This window comes from Actinoplanes subtropicus, assembly GCF_000721705.1.
GTDB lineage: Bacteria > Actinomycetota > Actinomycetes > Mycobacteriales > Micromonosporaceae > Actinoplanes > Actinoplanes subtropicus.
In genome coordinates this window covers 127,165-143,505 of the sequence record NZ_JOJL01000020.1, presented here as the reverse complement: position 1 = coordinate 143,505, position 16,341 = coordinate 127,165, and the positions used below count along the sequence as shown (strand labels likewise).

Below are 16,341 nucleotides of genomic sequence, written 5' to 3'. Positions count from 1 at the left end.
ACCAACGCATCATCCGAGGATAGACACGTGGACGCCGCTATCAGCCTCGATCAGGCACTCGACCTGACGCGCACCGGTGACATCTGGATCTTCCGCGGGCGCTCCGGCCCCGACCGGGCGATCCAGACGCTGACCAACAGCCCGGTCAACCACGTCGGCATGTCGCTGGTGATCGAGGACATGCCGCCCCTGATGTGGCACGCCGAGCTGGGCAAATCGCTGCCCGACCTGTGGTCCGGCACGTTCCAGCGCGGCGTTCAGCTGCACGACCTGCGGGACGCGGTCACGGTCTGGGCCCAGCGCTACGGCCAGCGGGGCTGGCTGCGCCAGCTGGAGCCCGGCGTCACCCGCACGATGGAAGACAAGGCGCTGAAGACGGTGGCCCGCCTCGACGGCACCCCGTTCCCGTCCTCGGCCCAGCTCGCGTTCCGCTGGGTCCGCGGCCGGGTGCCGCAGGTCCGCCCCCGCCGCTGGCAGCGCGGCCCGGTCGGCGAGGCCGGCCTGGAGACGGCCTACTGCGCCGAGGTGGTCGCGGTGACGTACGAGGACATGGGCCTGCTGCCCCGCGGCCGCCAGCCCAACTGGTACGACCCCGGCCGCTTCTGGAGCGGCGACGAGCTTGAACTGTGCGCCGGTTTCGCCCTCGGCGACGAGATCGTGGGCTGCGGCGTGGCCCAGCCGCCGCCTGGGCGCACGCCGCGAACACCCGAATACAACCCCGGTATTCGGGCGCCCGCGGCGCACACCCAGACGACGCCCGGACCTCGCCTCGCTCCGGCCCCCACTCCGACACAGACCCTGATCGGCCGGGTCGCCGAGGTGGTGGCGCTCGACGAGTTGCGCGCCGCGGCCGAGCACGGGTCCGGCGCGGTGGCGCTGCTGACCGGTGAGGCGGGCATCGGCAAGACGGCCGTCGTGGAGGAGGCCGTCTCGCGGGCCGCGGCCGCCGGCGTGACGGTGCTGACCGGGCGGGCCGACCCGGACGAGGGGGCGCCCGCCTTCTGGCCCTGGCTGCGCCTGCTCGACTCCGATGTGGACGGGTTGTCGCCGTCGCTGCTGGCGCTCGCCGACGCGGGGGAGCCGGCCGCGGCGGCGCGGTTCCGGGCCATCCGGGAGGTGCTCTCGGCGCTGGCGGTGGTGGCCACGCGTACGCCGCTGGTGCTGGTGCTGGAGGACCTGCACTGGGCCGACCCGGCGTCGCTGGCCCTGCTCGCGGCGCTGGCCCGGGAGGTGTCGGCGAGCCGGATCCTGGTGCTCGGCACCTCGCGTACCGGCCTCGACCTGCCGGAGGCGACCGTCCTGCCGCTCGGCCCGTGGGACGTCCCGGCGGTGGCGGCGTATCTCGGCCGGCTCGGCCCGGCGCACGGCACCTGGGCGGCGGTGGTCCACCAGCTCGGCGGCGGCAATCCGCTCTACACCCGGGAACTGGGCCGGCTGCTGGTGCGCGAGGGCCGGCTGGCGCGCCCGGCCGGCGACCTCGACCTGCCGGACAGCCTGCGCCGGCTGGTGACCCGCCGCACCGCGCATCTCGCCCCGGCCTGCCGGGTGGCGCTGGGCGTGGCCGCCGCGTTCGGGGCCGAGGTGGATACGACCGTCCTGGAGCTCGTCGAGCTGGCGCCGGCGGTGGAGGCCGGCGTGCTCGTCGACGACCCGTGGGCGCCGGCCCGGTTGCGGTTCGCGCACGAGCTGGTCCGGCAGGCCTGCTACGCCGACCTGAGCCGGGAGGCCCGGATCGGGGCGCACGCGCGCATCGCGGACGCGCTCGCCGCCGCCAGCGCGGCTCCGATCGAGGTTGCTCGCCATCGGGTGCGGGCCGCCGTCGATCCCGCGTCCCGCCGACTCGCCGCGGAGTCGTGTGTTGCCGCCGCCCGGCAGGCGACCGCCGCGCTGGACCACGGCGAGGCCGTCCGCTGGCTGACCCGCGCCCTGGAAAACGAATCGACCGCCGCGATCCGGCTGGAGCGGGCCGGTGCCGCTTACCGCGACGGTCAACTCGATCTCGCCGTGGGTGACTGCGAGGCCGTCGTCGACGAGATCGGGGCGCCCGCCGCCCTGGTCATCCGGGGGCTGGGCGGATTCGGTGGCCCCCTGGCGCCGGCCCTCCTGCGCCTCTGCGAACGCGCCCTCGCCCGGCCCCTCGACGACGCCGACCGGGCCCAGGTCCTGGCCCAGTACGCCTTCCTCATCGCCGAGATGCACGACGGGCCGCGGGCCGAGCCGATCAGCCGGGAGGCGATGACCCTCGCCGAGCGCTCCGGCCACCCGGGCGCCCTGGTCGCCGCGATCCACGCGCGGCACGAGATCATGGACCCGATGCTCGGCGTGGACGAGGTGCTCGACCTGGCCCGCCGCGGGGCCGAGCTGGCGGTGCCGGGCGGCCGGCCCGACGCCGAGCTGTGGAGCCGCGTGTGGCGGCTCGATGCGTACCTCTGCCTCGGTGATCTTGCGGGTTTCGACGCCGAGCAGGCCCGGCTGGCCGAGCTGGCGGACCGCCTCGGCTGGCCGGTCGCGCGCTGGCACCTGCTGCGCGCGCGGGCGGTCCGGCGGATGCTGTCGGGGCAGGTCACCGAGGCGCTGGTTACCGCGATCGAGGCCCGTGACCTGGCCCTGCGCGCCCAGGACACCTCGGCCGGGCTGCTGCTGCCCGCGTTCCAGGACGGGCTCGGGCAGCTCACCGGCGACACCCCGGGCTGGGACAACGACCTGGCCGCGATCGCGATCACCATCCCCGGTGTCCCGGTCGGCGTGACCATGCTGGCCCGGATAGCCATGCGGGCGGGCGATCGCGAGCGGGCCGCCGAGCAGGTCGCCCAGCTGCGCGGGATCCTGCCGCGGCTGCCGGTCGACGGGCGCCGGCCGTTCATCGTGGTCTCGGCCGGCGAGGTGGCGGCCTGGGTCGGTGACCGTGACTTCGCCGCGCAGTGTTACCGGCTGGCGCTGCCGTATGCGGGCCGTTACCTCAACAACATGTCATCCTGTAACGGCGCTGTGGACCGGTCGCTCGGCGTGATCGCCGCGACGCTGGGGGATCCGGCGGCGGAGCGCCATCTGCGCGACGCGGTCGCGATGGAGGAGCGCCAGGGCTCGCCGCCGTTCCTGGCGCTCGCGCAGCTGACGTACGCCCGCTTTCTCCGCACCGGCGACCCGAAGACGTCCCGCGATCTGGCCGGCCGGGCGCTCGCCACCGCCCGCCGTCTCGGCCTCCACAAGATCGCCGAGGAGGCGGCTACGCTGGCCGGGGACGACCTGCTCACGGCGCGGGAACGGGAGATCGCCGGGCTGGTGGCGCGCGGCCTGTCGAACCGGGAGGTCGCCGCGCGCCTGTTCCTCTCCGAGCGTACGGTCGAAACGCATGTCCGCAGCATCCTGCGCAAGCTCGGCCTGACCGGCCGTGCCGACCTACGTGGCACATCTCAGTACCAGCACTGACGCCCGCGCCCCCGGAAAATCCGACGCTGGGCGCATGACAACGAACCTGAGCACCGACCTCCGGCCCGGCACCTACACCATCGATCAAAGTCAATCAACGTGTACGCTGCGCGCCGCCCACGCCTTCGGCCTCAAGCCGGTCACCGCCACCATGGCGATCCGCGCGGGCACGGTCACCATCGGCGCCGACCCGGTCCGGTCCAGCGCCTCGGCGCAACTCGACGCGGCCACGTTCCGCAGCGACGACCCGAAGCGCGACAAGGACATCCGCGGCAAGCGCTTCCTCGCCGTCACCGACCACCCGGTGATCGCCTTCCGCAGCACCGGCTGTGTCCGCGCGGCGGCCGGCTGGCAGGTGACCGGCGTGCTGTCGGTCCGCGGCACCGACAGCGAGGTCACCCTGACCCTCGACGGGATCGAGCCGACCACCGCCGGCTACCGCTGCACGGCGAGCTGCACTCTGGACCGGGTGGCGGCCGGCGTGAAGGCGGGCCGGGGCATCATCGCCCGGCCCGTCCACCTGGAATTCGAGATCTACTTCCGGTCCTAGAACGGACAGAAGGTCTACTTCCGGTCGTAGATCAGGCAGATCGCGCCCGACTCGGTCGTCGCCATGTCGGTGAGCGACCAGGACGCGGCGGGGAGGCCGTCGTCGAACAGGCGGCGGCCCCCGCCGGCGACCTCCGGGCAGAGCGTGATGCTCAGCCGGTCGAGCTCGCCCGCCTCGAGCAGCGCCTGGATGACGCTGATGCTGGCGAGCACGATGATGTCGCCGCCCGGCCGCTCGCGCAGCTCCCGGACGACGGAAGCGGGGGAGCCGCCGGCGATCCGCGAATTCTCCCAGGGCGCGTCGGTCAGCGTCGTCGAGAAGACCACCTTCTCCACCGCGTTGAGCCACTCGGAGAAGGCGCGGTCGCGCGGGTCGGCGTTCTCGTCCTTGGCGACGGCCGGCCAGAAACCGCCGAAGCCCTGATAGTTCTTCCGGCCGAGCAGGGCGGTGGTGGCCGGTCCGGTCACCCGGATCATGTGCTCGCGGGCCGCGTCGGTCACCGCGTGCGGGACGATCCAGCCCATGTCGAACTCGCCGCCGACGCCGCTGACCCGGCCGTCCAGCGAGAGGGAGAGGTTGGCGACGACCCGGCGGCCGGTGGTGTTCATCTGCTGTGTCATGACTCGATCCTGTCCGCCGGGCGCCGGAAGAACATCTGCCACCTGGCAGACTTCCGGGAATGCCGACGCCTATGCCACCGGAGCTGACGTCCTTCGTCGGCCGGGCCGAGGAACTCGCCGCGCTCGGGCCGGCGCTGGCGGCCGGGCGGCTGCTGACCCTGGTCGGGCCGGGCGGCTGCGGCAAGACCCGGCTGGCCATCCGACTGGGCCAGGAGGCAGCCGGCGGCGGCAGTGACGGCGGCGCCTCGTGCTGGGTCGGCCTCGAGGAGGAGCCCGATCCCGAGCGGGTGGGGCGCCGGGTGGCCGAGGCGCTGGACGTCCTCGCGCCGGCCGGGCTCGACCCGGTGCCCGCGGTGGTCGCCGCGCTGCGCGACCGCAAGCTGCTGATCGTGCTGGACAACTGCGAGCACGTCCCGGACGGCGCGGCCCGGCTGGTCGCGGCGATCCTGGCCGGCTGCCCGGGCGTCACCGTGCTGGCCACCAGCCGCGCCCCGCTCGGCGTCCCCGGCGAGCGGGTGTGGCGGGTGCCGCCGATGAGCCTGGCCGACGCGCTGGCGCTCTTCCTGGAGCGGTCCCGGGCCGCCGACGGCGCCGGGGCCCGGCGGCTCTGCGATCGGCTCGACCGGCTTCCGCTCGCGCTGGAGCTGGCCGCCGGCTGGGCCGGCACCCTCTCCGCGGCCCAGATCGCCGACTCGCTGGGCAGCCCCTTCGCGCTGCTGGAGGGCGGCGCGCGGACGGCGCCGTTCCGCCAGCAGACCCTCGAAGGATCGATGCGGTGGAGCCACGACCTGCTCGACGAGGACGAGCGGGTGCTCTTCCGGCGGCTGGCGGTGTTCGAGCCGGGCTTCGGCGCGGCGGCCGTGTCAGCCCTGACCGAGCGGAACGGCCTGCGGGCGCTGCGCGGGCTGGTCGACAAGTCGCTGGTGGTGGCCGACACCACCGGCAGCGAGGCGGCCTACCGGATGCTCGGCGTGGTGCGGGCGTACGCGATGGATCGGCTGACCGAGGCCGGCGAGGCGGACGAGCTGCGCGACCGGCACCTCGATCTGTACCTCGACCTGGTGGAGCGGTTGGCGCCGCTGCTGACCACGGACAAGGACGAGTGGCGGGCGCGGATCGGCGCGGCGTACCCGAACCTCCGGGCGGCGATCGAGTGGGGCCTGTCCCGCGAGGACCCGAGCCGAGGCCGGCGGCTGGCGGCGGCCTGCGCGTGGCTGTGGCACCTGGAGGGGCGCGGCGGCGAGGGCGTACGCCTGCTTCGGCGCGCCGCCGATCGCGGCGCGGACGAGCGCACCCCGCTGCAGGCCGACGTGCTCGCGGCGTACGCGCTGGTGGCCGACACCGGCCTGCCGGGCACGGAGGCGTACCAGGTGGCGTACGCGGCCCGGCAGCTCGCGGTCGAGACCGGCGCGCCGGCGGCCGCCCGGATCAGCCGGGCCCTGACCGCGATCGGCCGGCTGATGGTCGGCCTGGACGGGGCGCTCGACGAGGCGCAGGCGGCCCGGGCGGAGGCCCTCGCGGCCGGGGACGTGTTCGTCGCGGACTCGGCCGAGGCCTTCATCGGCGTGGTCCACGTGCTCGCCGACCGGTATCCGGAGGCGATCAAGCACCTCGAAGCGGCGGTGGCCGGGCCGCTCGCCCGCGGCGACCGCGGGGTGGCGGCGCTGGCGCAGTGCTGGCTGGCGCTGGCCACGGCCCGGTCCGGTGACCTCCGGCGGGCGGGGGAGTTGGCCGAGCGGGCGGTGGAGACGGCGGCGCCGCTGCGGGACTTCCACTGGACCGGCTCGACCCGGTGCGTGCTGGCCGAGATCCGGGTGCTGCAGGGGCGGGTGGCGGAGGCGTGGCGGGCGCTGGAGCCGATCGACGCGCTGCTCGGCGGGGAGTTGCCGTACATCACCGGCTGGGAGCGGACCAAGGCGCTGCTGGCGCTGGAGTCGGGGCGCCCGGCGGAGGCGGTCGAATGGTGCCGGTTGGAGGGCCGGTGGCAGCCGGCGCCGAGCGAAGAGGGGCTGGCGCCGGAGACCCGGCTGGTGCTGGCGACCGCGCTGCGGTTGGCGGGAGACCACGAAGCGGCGGCCCGCACCTTGCAGGCGCTGGAGAACGCGCCGCTGACCCCGGCGATGCCGCGGATCCGGGCCGGGGTGCTCGACGAGCAGGCGCTGCTGGCGCACGACGGCGATCCCGAGCGGGCGCTGAGGCTGCACCGGGAGGCCATGCGGATCCGGGCGGACCACGACCTGGTGCTGGGCTTCCGGGCGGCGGCCGCCTATGCCGCGAAGGCCCGTGGGCCACGCCGGCGTCCGGACGCCGGCTGGGCGAGCCTGACCCCGGCCGAGCTCTCGGTCGTCGAGCTGGCCGTGCAGGGTCTCTCCAACGTGGAGATCGGCGCGCGGCTGTTCATCGGCCGCGGCACGGTGAAGACCCACCTGGCCCACGTGTACGCGAAACTCCAGGTCGCCAACCGGACCGAGCTGGCCCGGCTGGCGGCCGGCCACCGATCGCCGCTCAACCTCAGCGACCACCGGCCCGGCCGGCCACCGAACGCCGCTCAATCCCAGCGGCCACCCTGCCCGCGATCACCGGCCCGGCCGGCCACCGAACGCCGCTCAACCTCAGCGGCCGCCGCGGCGGCGACCACCGGCCCGGCTGGACGCGGAGAACGCCGCCGCCCCGCCACCGGAGGACGGGGTCGGCGCGGAACGAGTGCGCGGCTGGCCGCCGGCAGTCGCGGCCGGCGCGGAACGAGTGCGCGGCTGACCGACGGGAGTCGCGGCCGGCCCCGAACGGGTGCGCGGCTGACCGCCACCCCGACGGCTCCGGTCGGCGGCGGCCGCCGGCTCGGAAGCGTGACCGCCGCTGCGTCCCCGGCCGCGCGACCCCTGGCCGGCGGCCTCCGGCTGCGCCCCGCCCCGCCCCGAGGAGCGCGCGGGACGGCCACCGGAACGGCTCGCCGACGGCTGCCGGCTCGCCGACTCCGGCCGGCTCGCCGACGCCGGGCGGGCCGCCGGCGCCGTGGCGGCCGGCGCCGCGACGAACCGCCGCTCACCGGGCGCCAACTGGGCCAGCAGCGGGTCACCCGGCCGGGTCCGGCTGGTCGTCGGGCGTACGCCGGCCTTGCGGGTCAGATCCCGTACCTCCGCCTGCTGATCGTCCGTCATCAGCGTGACCACCGTGCCCTGCGCACCCGCCCGCGCCGTCCGGCCGGACCGGTGCACGTAGGCCTTGTGCTCCACCGGAGGGTCCGCGTGGATCACCAGCGCCACGTCGTCGACGTGGATGCCCCGGGCCGCGATGTCGGTCGCCACCAGCGTCTCTGCGCTCCCGTCGGAGAACGCCGCCAGGTTGCGGTTGCGCGCGTTCTGCGCCAGGTTCCCGTGCAGCTCGACCGCCGGCACCCCGGCCGCCACCAGCTGCTTGGTCAGCACCTTCGCCCGCCGCTTGGTGCGGGTGAAGACCACCGAACGGCCCGGCGCGGCCAGCAGGTCGACCAGCACGCCGAACCGGTCGTCCCCGCGTACGTGCAGCACGTGGTGGGCCATCTCGGTCGGCACCTCGTCGACCGGGTCGACCGCGTGCGACACCGGCCGCCGCATGAAGCGCTTGACCAGCACGTCGACCCCGTTGTCCAGGGTCGCCGAGAAGAGCAGCCGCTGCCCGTCCCGCGGGGTCTGCTCGAGCAGCCTTCGGACCACCGGCAGGAAGCCCAGGTCGGCCATGTGGTCGGCCTCGTCGAGCACGGTGATCTCGACCGCGTCCAGCGAGGCGTGGCCGTTGCGCAGGTGGTCGTCGAGCCGGCCGGGGCAGGCCACCAGCACATCGACGCCGGCCGCCAGCCCCTTGATCTGCGGGTTCGCGCCGACGCCACCGAAGACGACCAGCGTGCGCAGGCCGAGCGCGGCGGCGAGCGGCGCGAGGGCGGCGTCGATCTGGCCGGCCAGCTCGCGGGTGGGCGCCAGGATCAGCGCGCGGGGACGGCCGGGGCGCCGGGGGCTGCCCGAGGCGGCCAGGCGGGCCAGCACGGGCAGCGCGAACGCGTACGTCTTGCCGGAGCCGGTGCGCCCGCGGCCCAGGACGTCCCGTCCGGCGAGCGAGTCGGGCAGGGTGGCGGCCTGGATCGGGAACGGGGTGGTGATGCCGAGCGCGGCCAGCGCCTTGGTGAGGGCGGCAGGGACGCCGAGCTCGGTGAATGTGGTCATGTAGCGGGAACTCCAAAGGGTTGGGGGTCTTCCCAAGCGATCAAGCATATCCGCAACCGTGCTGCACCCGGGCAGGACCCGTTCCGCACTTAACGCAGATCACCGTTCTCCTCAGTGCCCGGGAACCCCCGCCCGGGCGTTACCGCGAGGAGATCCCCCACCATGAGCGGTGCACCCCACGTCGATCGCCGCCGCGGCCCGGACATCGTCCAGGAGCACATGCCGCTGGTCGGTCACCTGGTCCGCGAGATGCTGGCCCGGGTGCCGCAGCACGTCAACCGCGACGACCTGATGTCGGCCGGCTACGCGGCTCTCGTGCACGCGGCCCGGGGCTTCGACGCCGAGCGGGGCGTCCCGTTCGCCCGGTTCGCCGCGGCCCGGGTGCGCGGCGCCCTGCTGGACGAGCTGCGCGGCCTGGACTGGGCCAGCCGCTCGGTCCGCCAGCGCGCCCGCCGTACCGACTCGGCCCGCCAGGAGCTGACCGCCGAGCTGGGCCGCACGCCCACCGTGCAGGAGGTCGCCGAGCGGCTGGGCTGCACGGTCGAGGACATCGAGAGCGCCGACGACGACGTGCATCGCGCCGTGGTGTTCAGCCTGCAGGGCTTCGCCACCGCCACGGCCGACGACATGGTCACCGAGCCGAGCGCCGGCCCGGAGGAGATGCTGATCCGCCGGGAGCGGCTGGGCTACCTGCGGCACGCGGTGGACGCGCTGCCCGACCGGTTGCGCGAGGTGGTGCAGGGCTACTTCTTCGACGAGCGGCCGATGGCCCGGATCGCCGAGGACCTCGGGGTCACCGAGTCGCGGGTGTCGCAGCTGCGCGCCGAGGCGCTGGGCCTGCTGCGCGACGGGCTGAACACGCACCTGGACCCGGCGCTCGCGGCGGAGAACCCGCCGAAGGAGGGCTGCGTCGCCCGGCGCCGGGCCGCCTACTACGAGCAGATCGCCGTACGCGGCGACATCCGTACCCGGCTCGCGATGACCGGCCCGGACGGCCTGCCGGTGGCCGCCTGAGCGGAACGGGGCGCCCGCCGCGGACCCGCGGCGGGCGCCGGTGCCGCTACTGCCCGCCGGCGCAGGTGCCGGCCTTCTTCTGGGCGGCGATCGCCTTGGCCGCGCCGAGCTTGTACAGCGCGAGCCCCTCCTGCGCCGGTTCCAGCTTCCACGCGTTGTTCTCGTAGACCATCGTGTACGACTGCGTCGCCACCAGCTGCTTGGCGATCACGATCGCGTGGTCGGCGCCGTCCATCCGGGCGCTGGTCAGCTGGATGGCCAGGCCCTTGCGGGAGCAGGCCTGGTTGAGCTTGACGTAGTCGTCCTTGCTGATCGCGGCCTTGCCGGCGGCGGTGTACATGTCCCAGGCCCCGGCGAAGTCGCCGCCGGCGAACCGGTCGAAGACGGTCTGCGCGGCGGCCTTGGCGCCGTCGATGGTCTTGGGCTCGGGGCCGTTGGCGGCGGCCTGCGCGGCGGTGCCGGACGGCTTGTCGCCGCCGGAGCACGCCGTGACGAGGGTGAGGGCGGCGGCCGCGGTGAGGGCGAGCGCGCCGAGACGTCGGATCGGGTGGTCGTGGTTCATGCCCCGGTTAAGTCCGATGCGCCCCCCTGCGTAACGGCTCGCCGGGAAAACTGACGGATTGCGGACACCGCCGTCACCGGTTGGGGCGTCGCCGTCGATGGGCTATTCTGGCCGATTGTCGAGCAATAAAAAAGTGACCACGAATGGTCACTGCTGGCGAATGCTACCACAAAGGGGAGTGGAATTGTCAAGCTCCGCCGGGGACGACCTCCGTTTCGAGCAGGCGTACCTCACCACCCTCTACGACCGCCTGGACAGGCTGCGTGACCAGGCAGATCACCGTCTCAAGGCGATTCTGCTGGAGGCCGGCGGCACCCCGCAGGGCCGGGCCCAGCGGGAGGCCACCCGCGGCCACTACGCCGAGCAACTCGCCCAGATGAATGCGGTCGAGAACGGTTTGTGTTTCGGCCGGCTCGATTTCGCCGCGGGTGATCCGCGCTACATCGGCCGGCTCGGTCTCTCCGCCGAGGAGCATGATCGCGACCCGCTGCTGGTCGACTGGCGGGCCCCCGCGTCCCGCCCGTTCTACCTCGCCACCGCGGTCTCGCCGGACGGCGTGACCCGCCGCCGGCACCTGCGCACCAAGGGCCGGGTGCTGACCGGGATCGACGACGAGGTGCTCGACCTCGCGGCGGCCGGCGCGGGCGGCCGCGAGGACGTGACCGGCGAGGCGGCGCTGCTCTCCGCGCTGACCGCGAGCCGAACCGGGCGGATGCGTGACATCGTCGAGACCATCCAGGCCGAGCAGGACGAGATCATCCGGGCCGGGCTGAACGGACTGATGGTCGTGCAGGGCGGGCCGGGCACCGGGAAGACGGCGGTCGCGCTGCACCGGGCGGCGTATCTGCTGTACACGTACCGGGCCGAGCTGACCAAACGGGGCGTGCTGATCCTCGGGCCGAACACCACGTTCCTGCGCTACATCTCGCAGGTGCTGCCGTCGCTGGCGGAGACCGGCGTGCTGCTCGCGACGCTGGGCGACATGTTCCCCGGCGTACGCGCGAAAGGTGTTGAATCTCCGGCCGCGTCCGCGGTCAAGGGTCGGCTCGGCATGCTCGACGTCCTCGAGAATGCGGTGGCCGACCGGCAGACCGTGCCGGACGACTTCGTCGAGGTCGACCATGACGGCTACCCGCTGCGGATCGAGCGGTCGGTGCTGGAGGATGCCCGGGCCGCGGCCCGTAAGTCCGGCCGTCCGCACAACGTGGCCCGGCAGATCTTCGTGACCGAGGCGATCCACGCGCTGTCGCTGCAGATCGCCGAGCGGATCGGCGCCGACCCGCTGGGTGGGGAAAACCTGCTGTCCGAGGCCGATCTCGCGGAGACCCGCCGCGAGCTGCGCGAGGACATCGACGTGCAGCTGGCGCTGTTCGAGTTCTGGCCGGTGCTGACCGCCCGGCAGGTGCTGCGCGACCTGCTCTCCGACGCCGCCCGGCTGGAGTCGGCGGCCCGCGACCTGCCGGCCGGGGAGCGCGCGCTGTTGCTGCGGGCCCGCGAGGCCCGCTGGACCCCCGCCGACGTGCCGCTGCTCGACGAACTGGCCGAGTTGCTGGGCGTCGACGACACGCTTCGCGCTCGCGCCGTGGCCGAGGAGCGGCGCCAGGCGATCGAGTACGCGGAGGGCGTGCTGGAGATCGTCGAGGGTTCCCGCTCGCTGGACTTCGAGGACCAGGAGGAAGAGATCCTCTCCGCGATCGACGTGGTGGACGCCAGCGCCTTCGTCGAGCGGCACGAGGTGATCGACACGCGGACCGCCGCCGAGCGCGCCGCCGCCGACCGCACCTGGGCCTTCGGCCACGTGATCGTCGACGAGGCGCAGGAGCTGTCCCCGATGGCCTGGCGGCTGCTCATGCGCCGCTGCCCGAGCCGCTCGATGACCGTGGTCGGCGACGTCGCGCAGACCTCCGAGCTGGCCGGCACCACCGGCTGGGAGCAGGTCTTCGAGCCGTACGTCGCGCAGCGCTGGAACCTGGTCGAGCTGACCGTCAACTACCGCACGCCGGCCGAGGTGATGGCGGTGGCGGCCGACGTGCTCGCGGCGGTCGATCCGGCGCTGCAGCCACCCCGGTCGGTCCGGTCCGCCGGCGTGGCTCCCTGGTCACTCCGGGTGCCGCGGGCCGCGCTTCCCGCGGAGGTGATTGCGGCCGTACGCCTGGAGGCCGCCGAAGCCGAAGAGGGCCGTGTCGGGGTCATCGTGCCCGAGGCGCTCGAACCCGAACTGGGCCGGCACCTGGTCGAGGCCGTCCCGGGCGCCGCCGTCGGCGAACAGCCCGACCTGCGCAACCAGGTGGTCCTGATGACCGTGCGGCAGGCGAAGGGCCTGGAGTTCGACGCCGTGGTGGTGGTCGAGCCCGACGAGATCATCGCGGAGAGCCCGCGCGGCCTGTCCGATCTCTACGTGGCGGTCACCCGGGCCACCCGGCGGCTCGGCGTGCTGCACACCGCGGACCTGCCCAAGGTTCTCACCGCCCTGGCATCGTGAGAACGAAGGGGCCCGGCGAGATACCGGGCCCCTCTTGTCAACTCATGCCGCGGTCACGGGCGTGCGGTCGATCGGTCCGCGGCTGTGCGCGGTGAGCCCGTGCGCGTTGGTCATCGCCAGCCGGCTGTGCAGCGAGGTGCTGTTGGCGATGCTGGCGTAGTAGCTGGCCCGGCGGCGGGCGGTGATGCTCTCCGGGTTGTCCGGCACCGGTGCGAGGTCCGGGTTCAGGTGCGTGTTCATCCCGTCCTTGAGCAGCGACAGCGCCTCGGCGCGCAGCTGGCTGATCCGGCTCTCGGTGACGCCGAGGTCCTCGGCGATGTCGGCCATCGGGCGCTCGTTCAGGAAGTACTCGGTGATTACGGTCTGCAGCCGCTCGGGCAGCGAGCCGATCGCGTGGTGCAGGTAGCCGATCTGCTCCCGGTGCAGCAGCATGTCCTCCGGCCCCGGGTTCTTCTCGGTGACCAGGTCGTCGGCGCTGCTGGTGGTGAAGCCCTGCAGCGAGAGCACGGTGGCCCGCTGCACGTCGGTGTCGGTCTGCTGCAGGTCGGTCGTGGTGGTGCCGAGCGCCTGGGCGAGCTCGTCCGCGGTCGGCGTCCGGCCCAGCGTGGTGGTCAGCTGCTGGCGGGTGGTGTCGGTGGCGCGCGCCTTGGTCCGCACCGAGCGGGTTGCCCAGTCCAGCGAGCGCAGCTCGTCGAGGATGGCGCCGCGGATGCGGGTGCTCGCGAAGCGGTGGAACGGGATGCCGCGGTCCGGGTCCCAGCCACGGGCCGCGGTGACCAGCGCGTGCAGTCCGGCGCTGGTGAGGTCGTCGCGGTGGATGTGGTTCGGGATGCGGGTGAGCATGTCGCGCACCAGATGGCCGACGAGCGGCATGTGGGTGCGGATCAGCTCCTCCTGCTCGGCGACGGAGAGCACCGTCGCGGCGGGCGCGGTGTCGCTGGCGTTCGTCACGGTGGTGGTCGTCATGTCTTTCCCCCGGTTCGCTAGTCGGCATTCCTTGCCGGCTGACCGGAAAGACATTGGGTGACCACGAGTACGACTTCTGGTCACGCAGAGGTGCTGCAAAGTTGCGGAGTTTAGGAATCTCGGGAGATCGGGAACCCGTGTCCCATGGACCTCACGAACACCGCGACCATGGTGAACGTGATCGCCGGTATCGCGGTCGCGCTCGGCGTCGTGGGCGTGGTGATCCCGGTGATCCCGGGGCTGTTGCTGGGCTGGGCCGGAGTGCTGTTCTGGGCGATCTTCGGCGATGCCTCGGGCGCGCTGAAGTGGCTGGTCCTGGTGTTCGCCACGCTCGTCGCCGTGCTCGGGGCGGTGGTGAAGTACCTGGTACCGGGAAAGAAATTGAAGGCCGCCGGGGTGCCCAACACGGCGCTGCTGGCCGGCGGCGTGCTCGGCCTGATCGGGTTCTTCGTGGTGCCGGTGGTGGGCCTGATCCTCGGCTTCGTGCTCGGCGTCTGGCTGGTCGAACGGGCCCGGGTCGGCGCGGCCGAGGCCTGGCCGTCGACGAAGCGCGCGCTCGCCGCGGCCGGCCTGGCCATGCTGATCGAGTTCACCGCCGCGCTCGGCGTCGCGGTGGTCTGGGTCTTCGGCCTGCTGGCTACCTGACTTTCCCTGCTGGCTACCTGACCTGCGGCCGCTTCCGCCGTCGCTGGATCAGCAGCAGCAGGAGCGGGGTGCCGGCCAGCAGCACCGCGACGCCCAGCGCCACCGGAAGCATCGGCAGGCCGCCGCCGCTCGACGACGACCTCGCCGGCGACACCGGCTTGGCCTCGGTGGTCGACTCGGCCCGGCTCGCGGTGGCGGCCGCCTGCTGCTGCGCCACGTCCTCCGGCGTGATCAGCTTGCCGACCGAGGCGTCCTTCGGCAGCGAGAAGCCCCAGTCGAGCAGCGCCTCGCCCTGCTGGTAGCCGCGCAGCGGATGCGCCTCGGCCCCGAGCAGCGTCACCACCAGCCGCCGGCCGTTACGCGCGGCCGCGCCCACATAACTGTGCCGGGCCACCGTGGTGAAACCGGTCTTCCCGCCCATCGCCCCCGGGTAGCCGAAGATCAACTTGTTCTCGTTCTGGAACTGGAAGCCCTTCTGCTTCAACTGCGGCTGGGCGGGCATCTGGGCGGACTTGGTCAGCACGTACTTGCGGAAGTCGGCGTTCGCGAAGTCCTTACGAGCGATCAAGGCCAGGTCGTACGCGCTGGTGAACTGACCCTTCCCGTCCAGCCCGCTCGGGGTCACCGCGTGCGTCTGGTACGCGCCGAGCGACCGCGCCTCCGCGTTCATCGCCGCCACGGTCTTGGCCACGCCGTCCGGGCCTCCGCCACCGGCCAGCCGGGCGAGCGTGTTCGCCGCGTCGTTGCCCGAGTTCAGCATCAGCCCCAGCCACAACGTGGCGATCTGATACTTCCCGCCCACCACCAGCCCCACGGCCGAACTGTTGACCTCGATGTCCAGGTCGCCGCGGACCACGGTCACGGTCTGCTTCGGGTCGAGCTTGTCCATCACGGTGGCGGCCAGCAGCGTCTTCTGCACGCTCGCCGGGGTCTGGTAGACGTGCGGGCCGCAGCCGCCGAGCACCTCGCCGGTGTCGAGGTCGGCGACCATCCAGGTGGTCGCGGTGACCGCCGGCGGCTGCTTCGCCCCGGCCGGGATGACCAGGCCGTGCGTGGCGAGGGCGTCGCCGCCGACCGCGCTGTTCACCGGGTCGTCCGGCGGCGGCACCGGCCGCGGCGGGATACCCGCCGGCTTGGCGATGTTCGGATGGGGGCAGGAGATATCGGTTTTTCCTTCCGCGGCGGCGGGAACCGCTACCGGAATGGAGATCATCAAGACAGCGGCCGAGGCGGCCGCCGCGATCCGGCTGAGGGGGATGCGGATCAAGGCCAGGAGACTCCCGCGTCTAGTCGCTGGTCGAGCAGTCGCGCCAGCGGAATGGTCTCGCCGTCACCGCCGCCCGCGCCGACGATCAATCGGGGGGTGCTGGGGGTGAGGTCGGCGCCGGCGAACCGGGCGCGCAACGATGACGGGACGGACAGGACGTAATACTCACCGTGCTCGCCGACCGCCACCGAGCGATTCGACTTCAGATACCAGCCGCGCGCCCTGGTGCGGTACGTGGCGCGGCCGTCGAAAGTGCGCGCGGACAGCGGATGCGGCGGCAGGCCACGCTCCGCGGCCCGCCGGACGAAGGAGACCAGCAGGTCGGCGGCCTGACGCGCCTCGGCCTCCCGGCCGGCGGCCAGGGCGGCGGCGTGCCCGTCGATGGCCCGCCGGCGCTGCTCGTTCCAGGCCGTCCCGTCGTCCATGCCTGCGACCCTAAGTGATCCACCGGCCGCCTGCCACCCGGTCTTTCCGGCCGGATTCCGGTGAATGCTGGTGCCGCCATTTGAATAACGGACCGGCCACCGACGAGAAACAATTACGAATTTCCGCCCGATGAGTTGCGCGGGATGCCGGTTACGAGCAACACTGGGCGCGGTTGATCGGATTG

Annotated in this window: 11 protein-coding genes and 2 pseudogenes; 7 read left to right on the top strand and 6 right to left on the bottom strand. The window is 73.6% G+C overall.

All coding sequences use genetic code 11. The annotated features are described in order from the left end of the window. Positions 1-27: 27 nt before the first annotated feature. The 3 genes and pseudogenes from IH26_RS63120 to IH26_RS0125890 all read left to right on the top strand — a co-directional run. Positions 28-657 (top strand): annotated as a pseudogene (locus IH26_RS63120) (hypothetical protein); the annotation flags it as partial. After that, on the top strand, positions 658-3,429 hold the full coding sequence (locus IH26_RS58240; RefSeq protein ID WP_245665536.1) for an ATP-binding protein: 2,772 nt from the start codon (positions 658-660) through the stop codon (positions 3,427-3,429). Between the two features lie 34 nt (positions 3,430-3,463). Beyond that, the gene (locus IH26_RS0125890) at positions 3,464-3,979 is read left to right on the top strand and encodes a YceI family protein (RefSeq protein ID WP_030438834.1); all 516 of its coding nucleotides are present in this window, start codon (positions 3,464-3,466) and stop codon (positions 3,977-3,979) included. 14 nt (positions 3,980-3,993) lie between these two features. Here IH26_RS0125890 and IH26_RS0125885 read toward each other — a convergent pair whose 3' ends face one another. Continuing rightward, a complete protein-coding gene (locus IH26_RS0125885; protein WP_084599065.1) occupies positions 3,994-4,599 on the bottom strand; it encodes a dihydrofolate reductase family protein in 606 nt (201 codons plus the stop codon). A gap of 59 nt (positions 4,600-4,658) precedes the next feature. Between IH26_RS0125885 and IH26_RS64275 the strand changes: the two are divergent. Beyond that, a pseudogene (locus IH26_RS64275) lies at positions 4,659-7,073 on the top strand (helix-turn-helix transcriptional regulator); the annotation flags it as partial. Positions 7,074-7,211: 138 nt separating this feature from the next. Here the strand turns inward: IH26_RS64275 and IH26_RS61420 are convergent. Further along, positions 7,212-8,795, bottom strand: a complete 1,584-nt coding sequence (locus IH26_RS61420) for a DEAD/DEAH box helicase (RefSeq protein ID WP_169789831.1) — start codon at positions 8,793-8,795, stop codon at positions 7,212-7,214. Between the two features lie 162 nt (positions 8,796-8,957). On the opposite strand from IH26_RS61420, the gene IH26_RS0125875 reads away from it, so the two are divergent. Then, positions 8,958-9,809, top strand: a complete 852-nt coding sequence (locus IH26_RS0125875; RefSeq protein WP_030438831.1) for a sigma-70 family RNA polymerase sigma factor — start codon at positions 8,958-8,960, stop codon at positions 9,807-9,809. A 46-nt stretch (positions 9,810-9,855) separates the two neighbouring features. On the opposite strand, the gene IH26_RS0125870 is transcribed toward IH26_RS0125875, so the two are convergent. Further along, entirely contained in the window at positions 9,856-10,371 is a 516-nt protein-coding gene (locus IH26_RS0125870; protein ID WP_030438830.1) for a hypothetical protein, read from the bottom strand. Between the two features lie 160 nt (positions 10,372-10,531). Between IH26_RS0125870 and IH26_RS0125865 the strand changes: the two genes are divergently transcribed. Next, complete coding sequence (locus IH26_RS0125865; protein WP_051808503.1) at positions 10,532-12,853, top strand: HelD family protein; 2,322 nt, start codon at positions 10,532-10,534, stop codon at positions 12,851-12,853. Between the two features lie 42 nt (positions 12,854-12,895). Here the strand turns inward: IH26_RS0125865 and IH26_RS0125860 are convergent, their stop codons facing one another. Next, positions 12,896-13,819 carry a sigma-70 family RNA polymerase sigma factor gene (locus IH26_RS0125860; RefSeq protein ID WP_030438828.1) on the bottom strand — a complete coding sequence of 308 codons (924 nt, stop codon included), beginning with the start codon at positions 13,817-13,819 and terminating at the stop codon, positions 12,896-12,898. Between the two features lie 144 nt (positions 13,820-13,963). Between IH26_RS0125860 and IH26_RS0125855 the strand changes: the two genes are divergently transcribed. Further along, positions 13,964-14,464: a DUF456 domain-containing protein gene (locus IH26_RS0125855; RefSeq protein WP_030438827.1), complete on the top strand. Its 501-nt coding sequence runs from the start codon at positions 13,964-13,966 to the stop codon at positions 14,462-14,464. Positions 14,465-14,477: 13 nt separating this feature from the next. Here the strand turns inward: IH26_RS0125855 and IH26_RS0125850 are convergent, their stop codons facing one another. Then, entirely contained in the window at positions 14,478-15,677 is a 1,200-nt protein-coding gene (locus IH26_RS0125850; protein WP_084599099.1) for a D-alanyl-D-alanine carboxypeptidase family protein, read from the bottom strand. Positions 15,678-15,727: 50 nt separating this feature from the next. After that, a complete protein-coding gene (locus IH26_RS0125845) occupies positions 15,728-16,156 on the bottom strand; it encodes a hypothetical protein (protein ID WP_030438825.1) in 429 nt (142 codons plus the stop codon). Between the last annotated feature and the right edge of the window lie 185 nt (positions 16,157-16,341).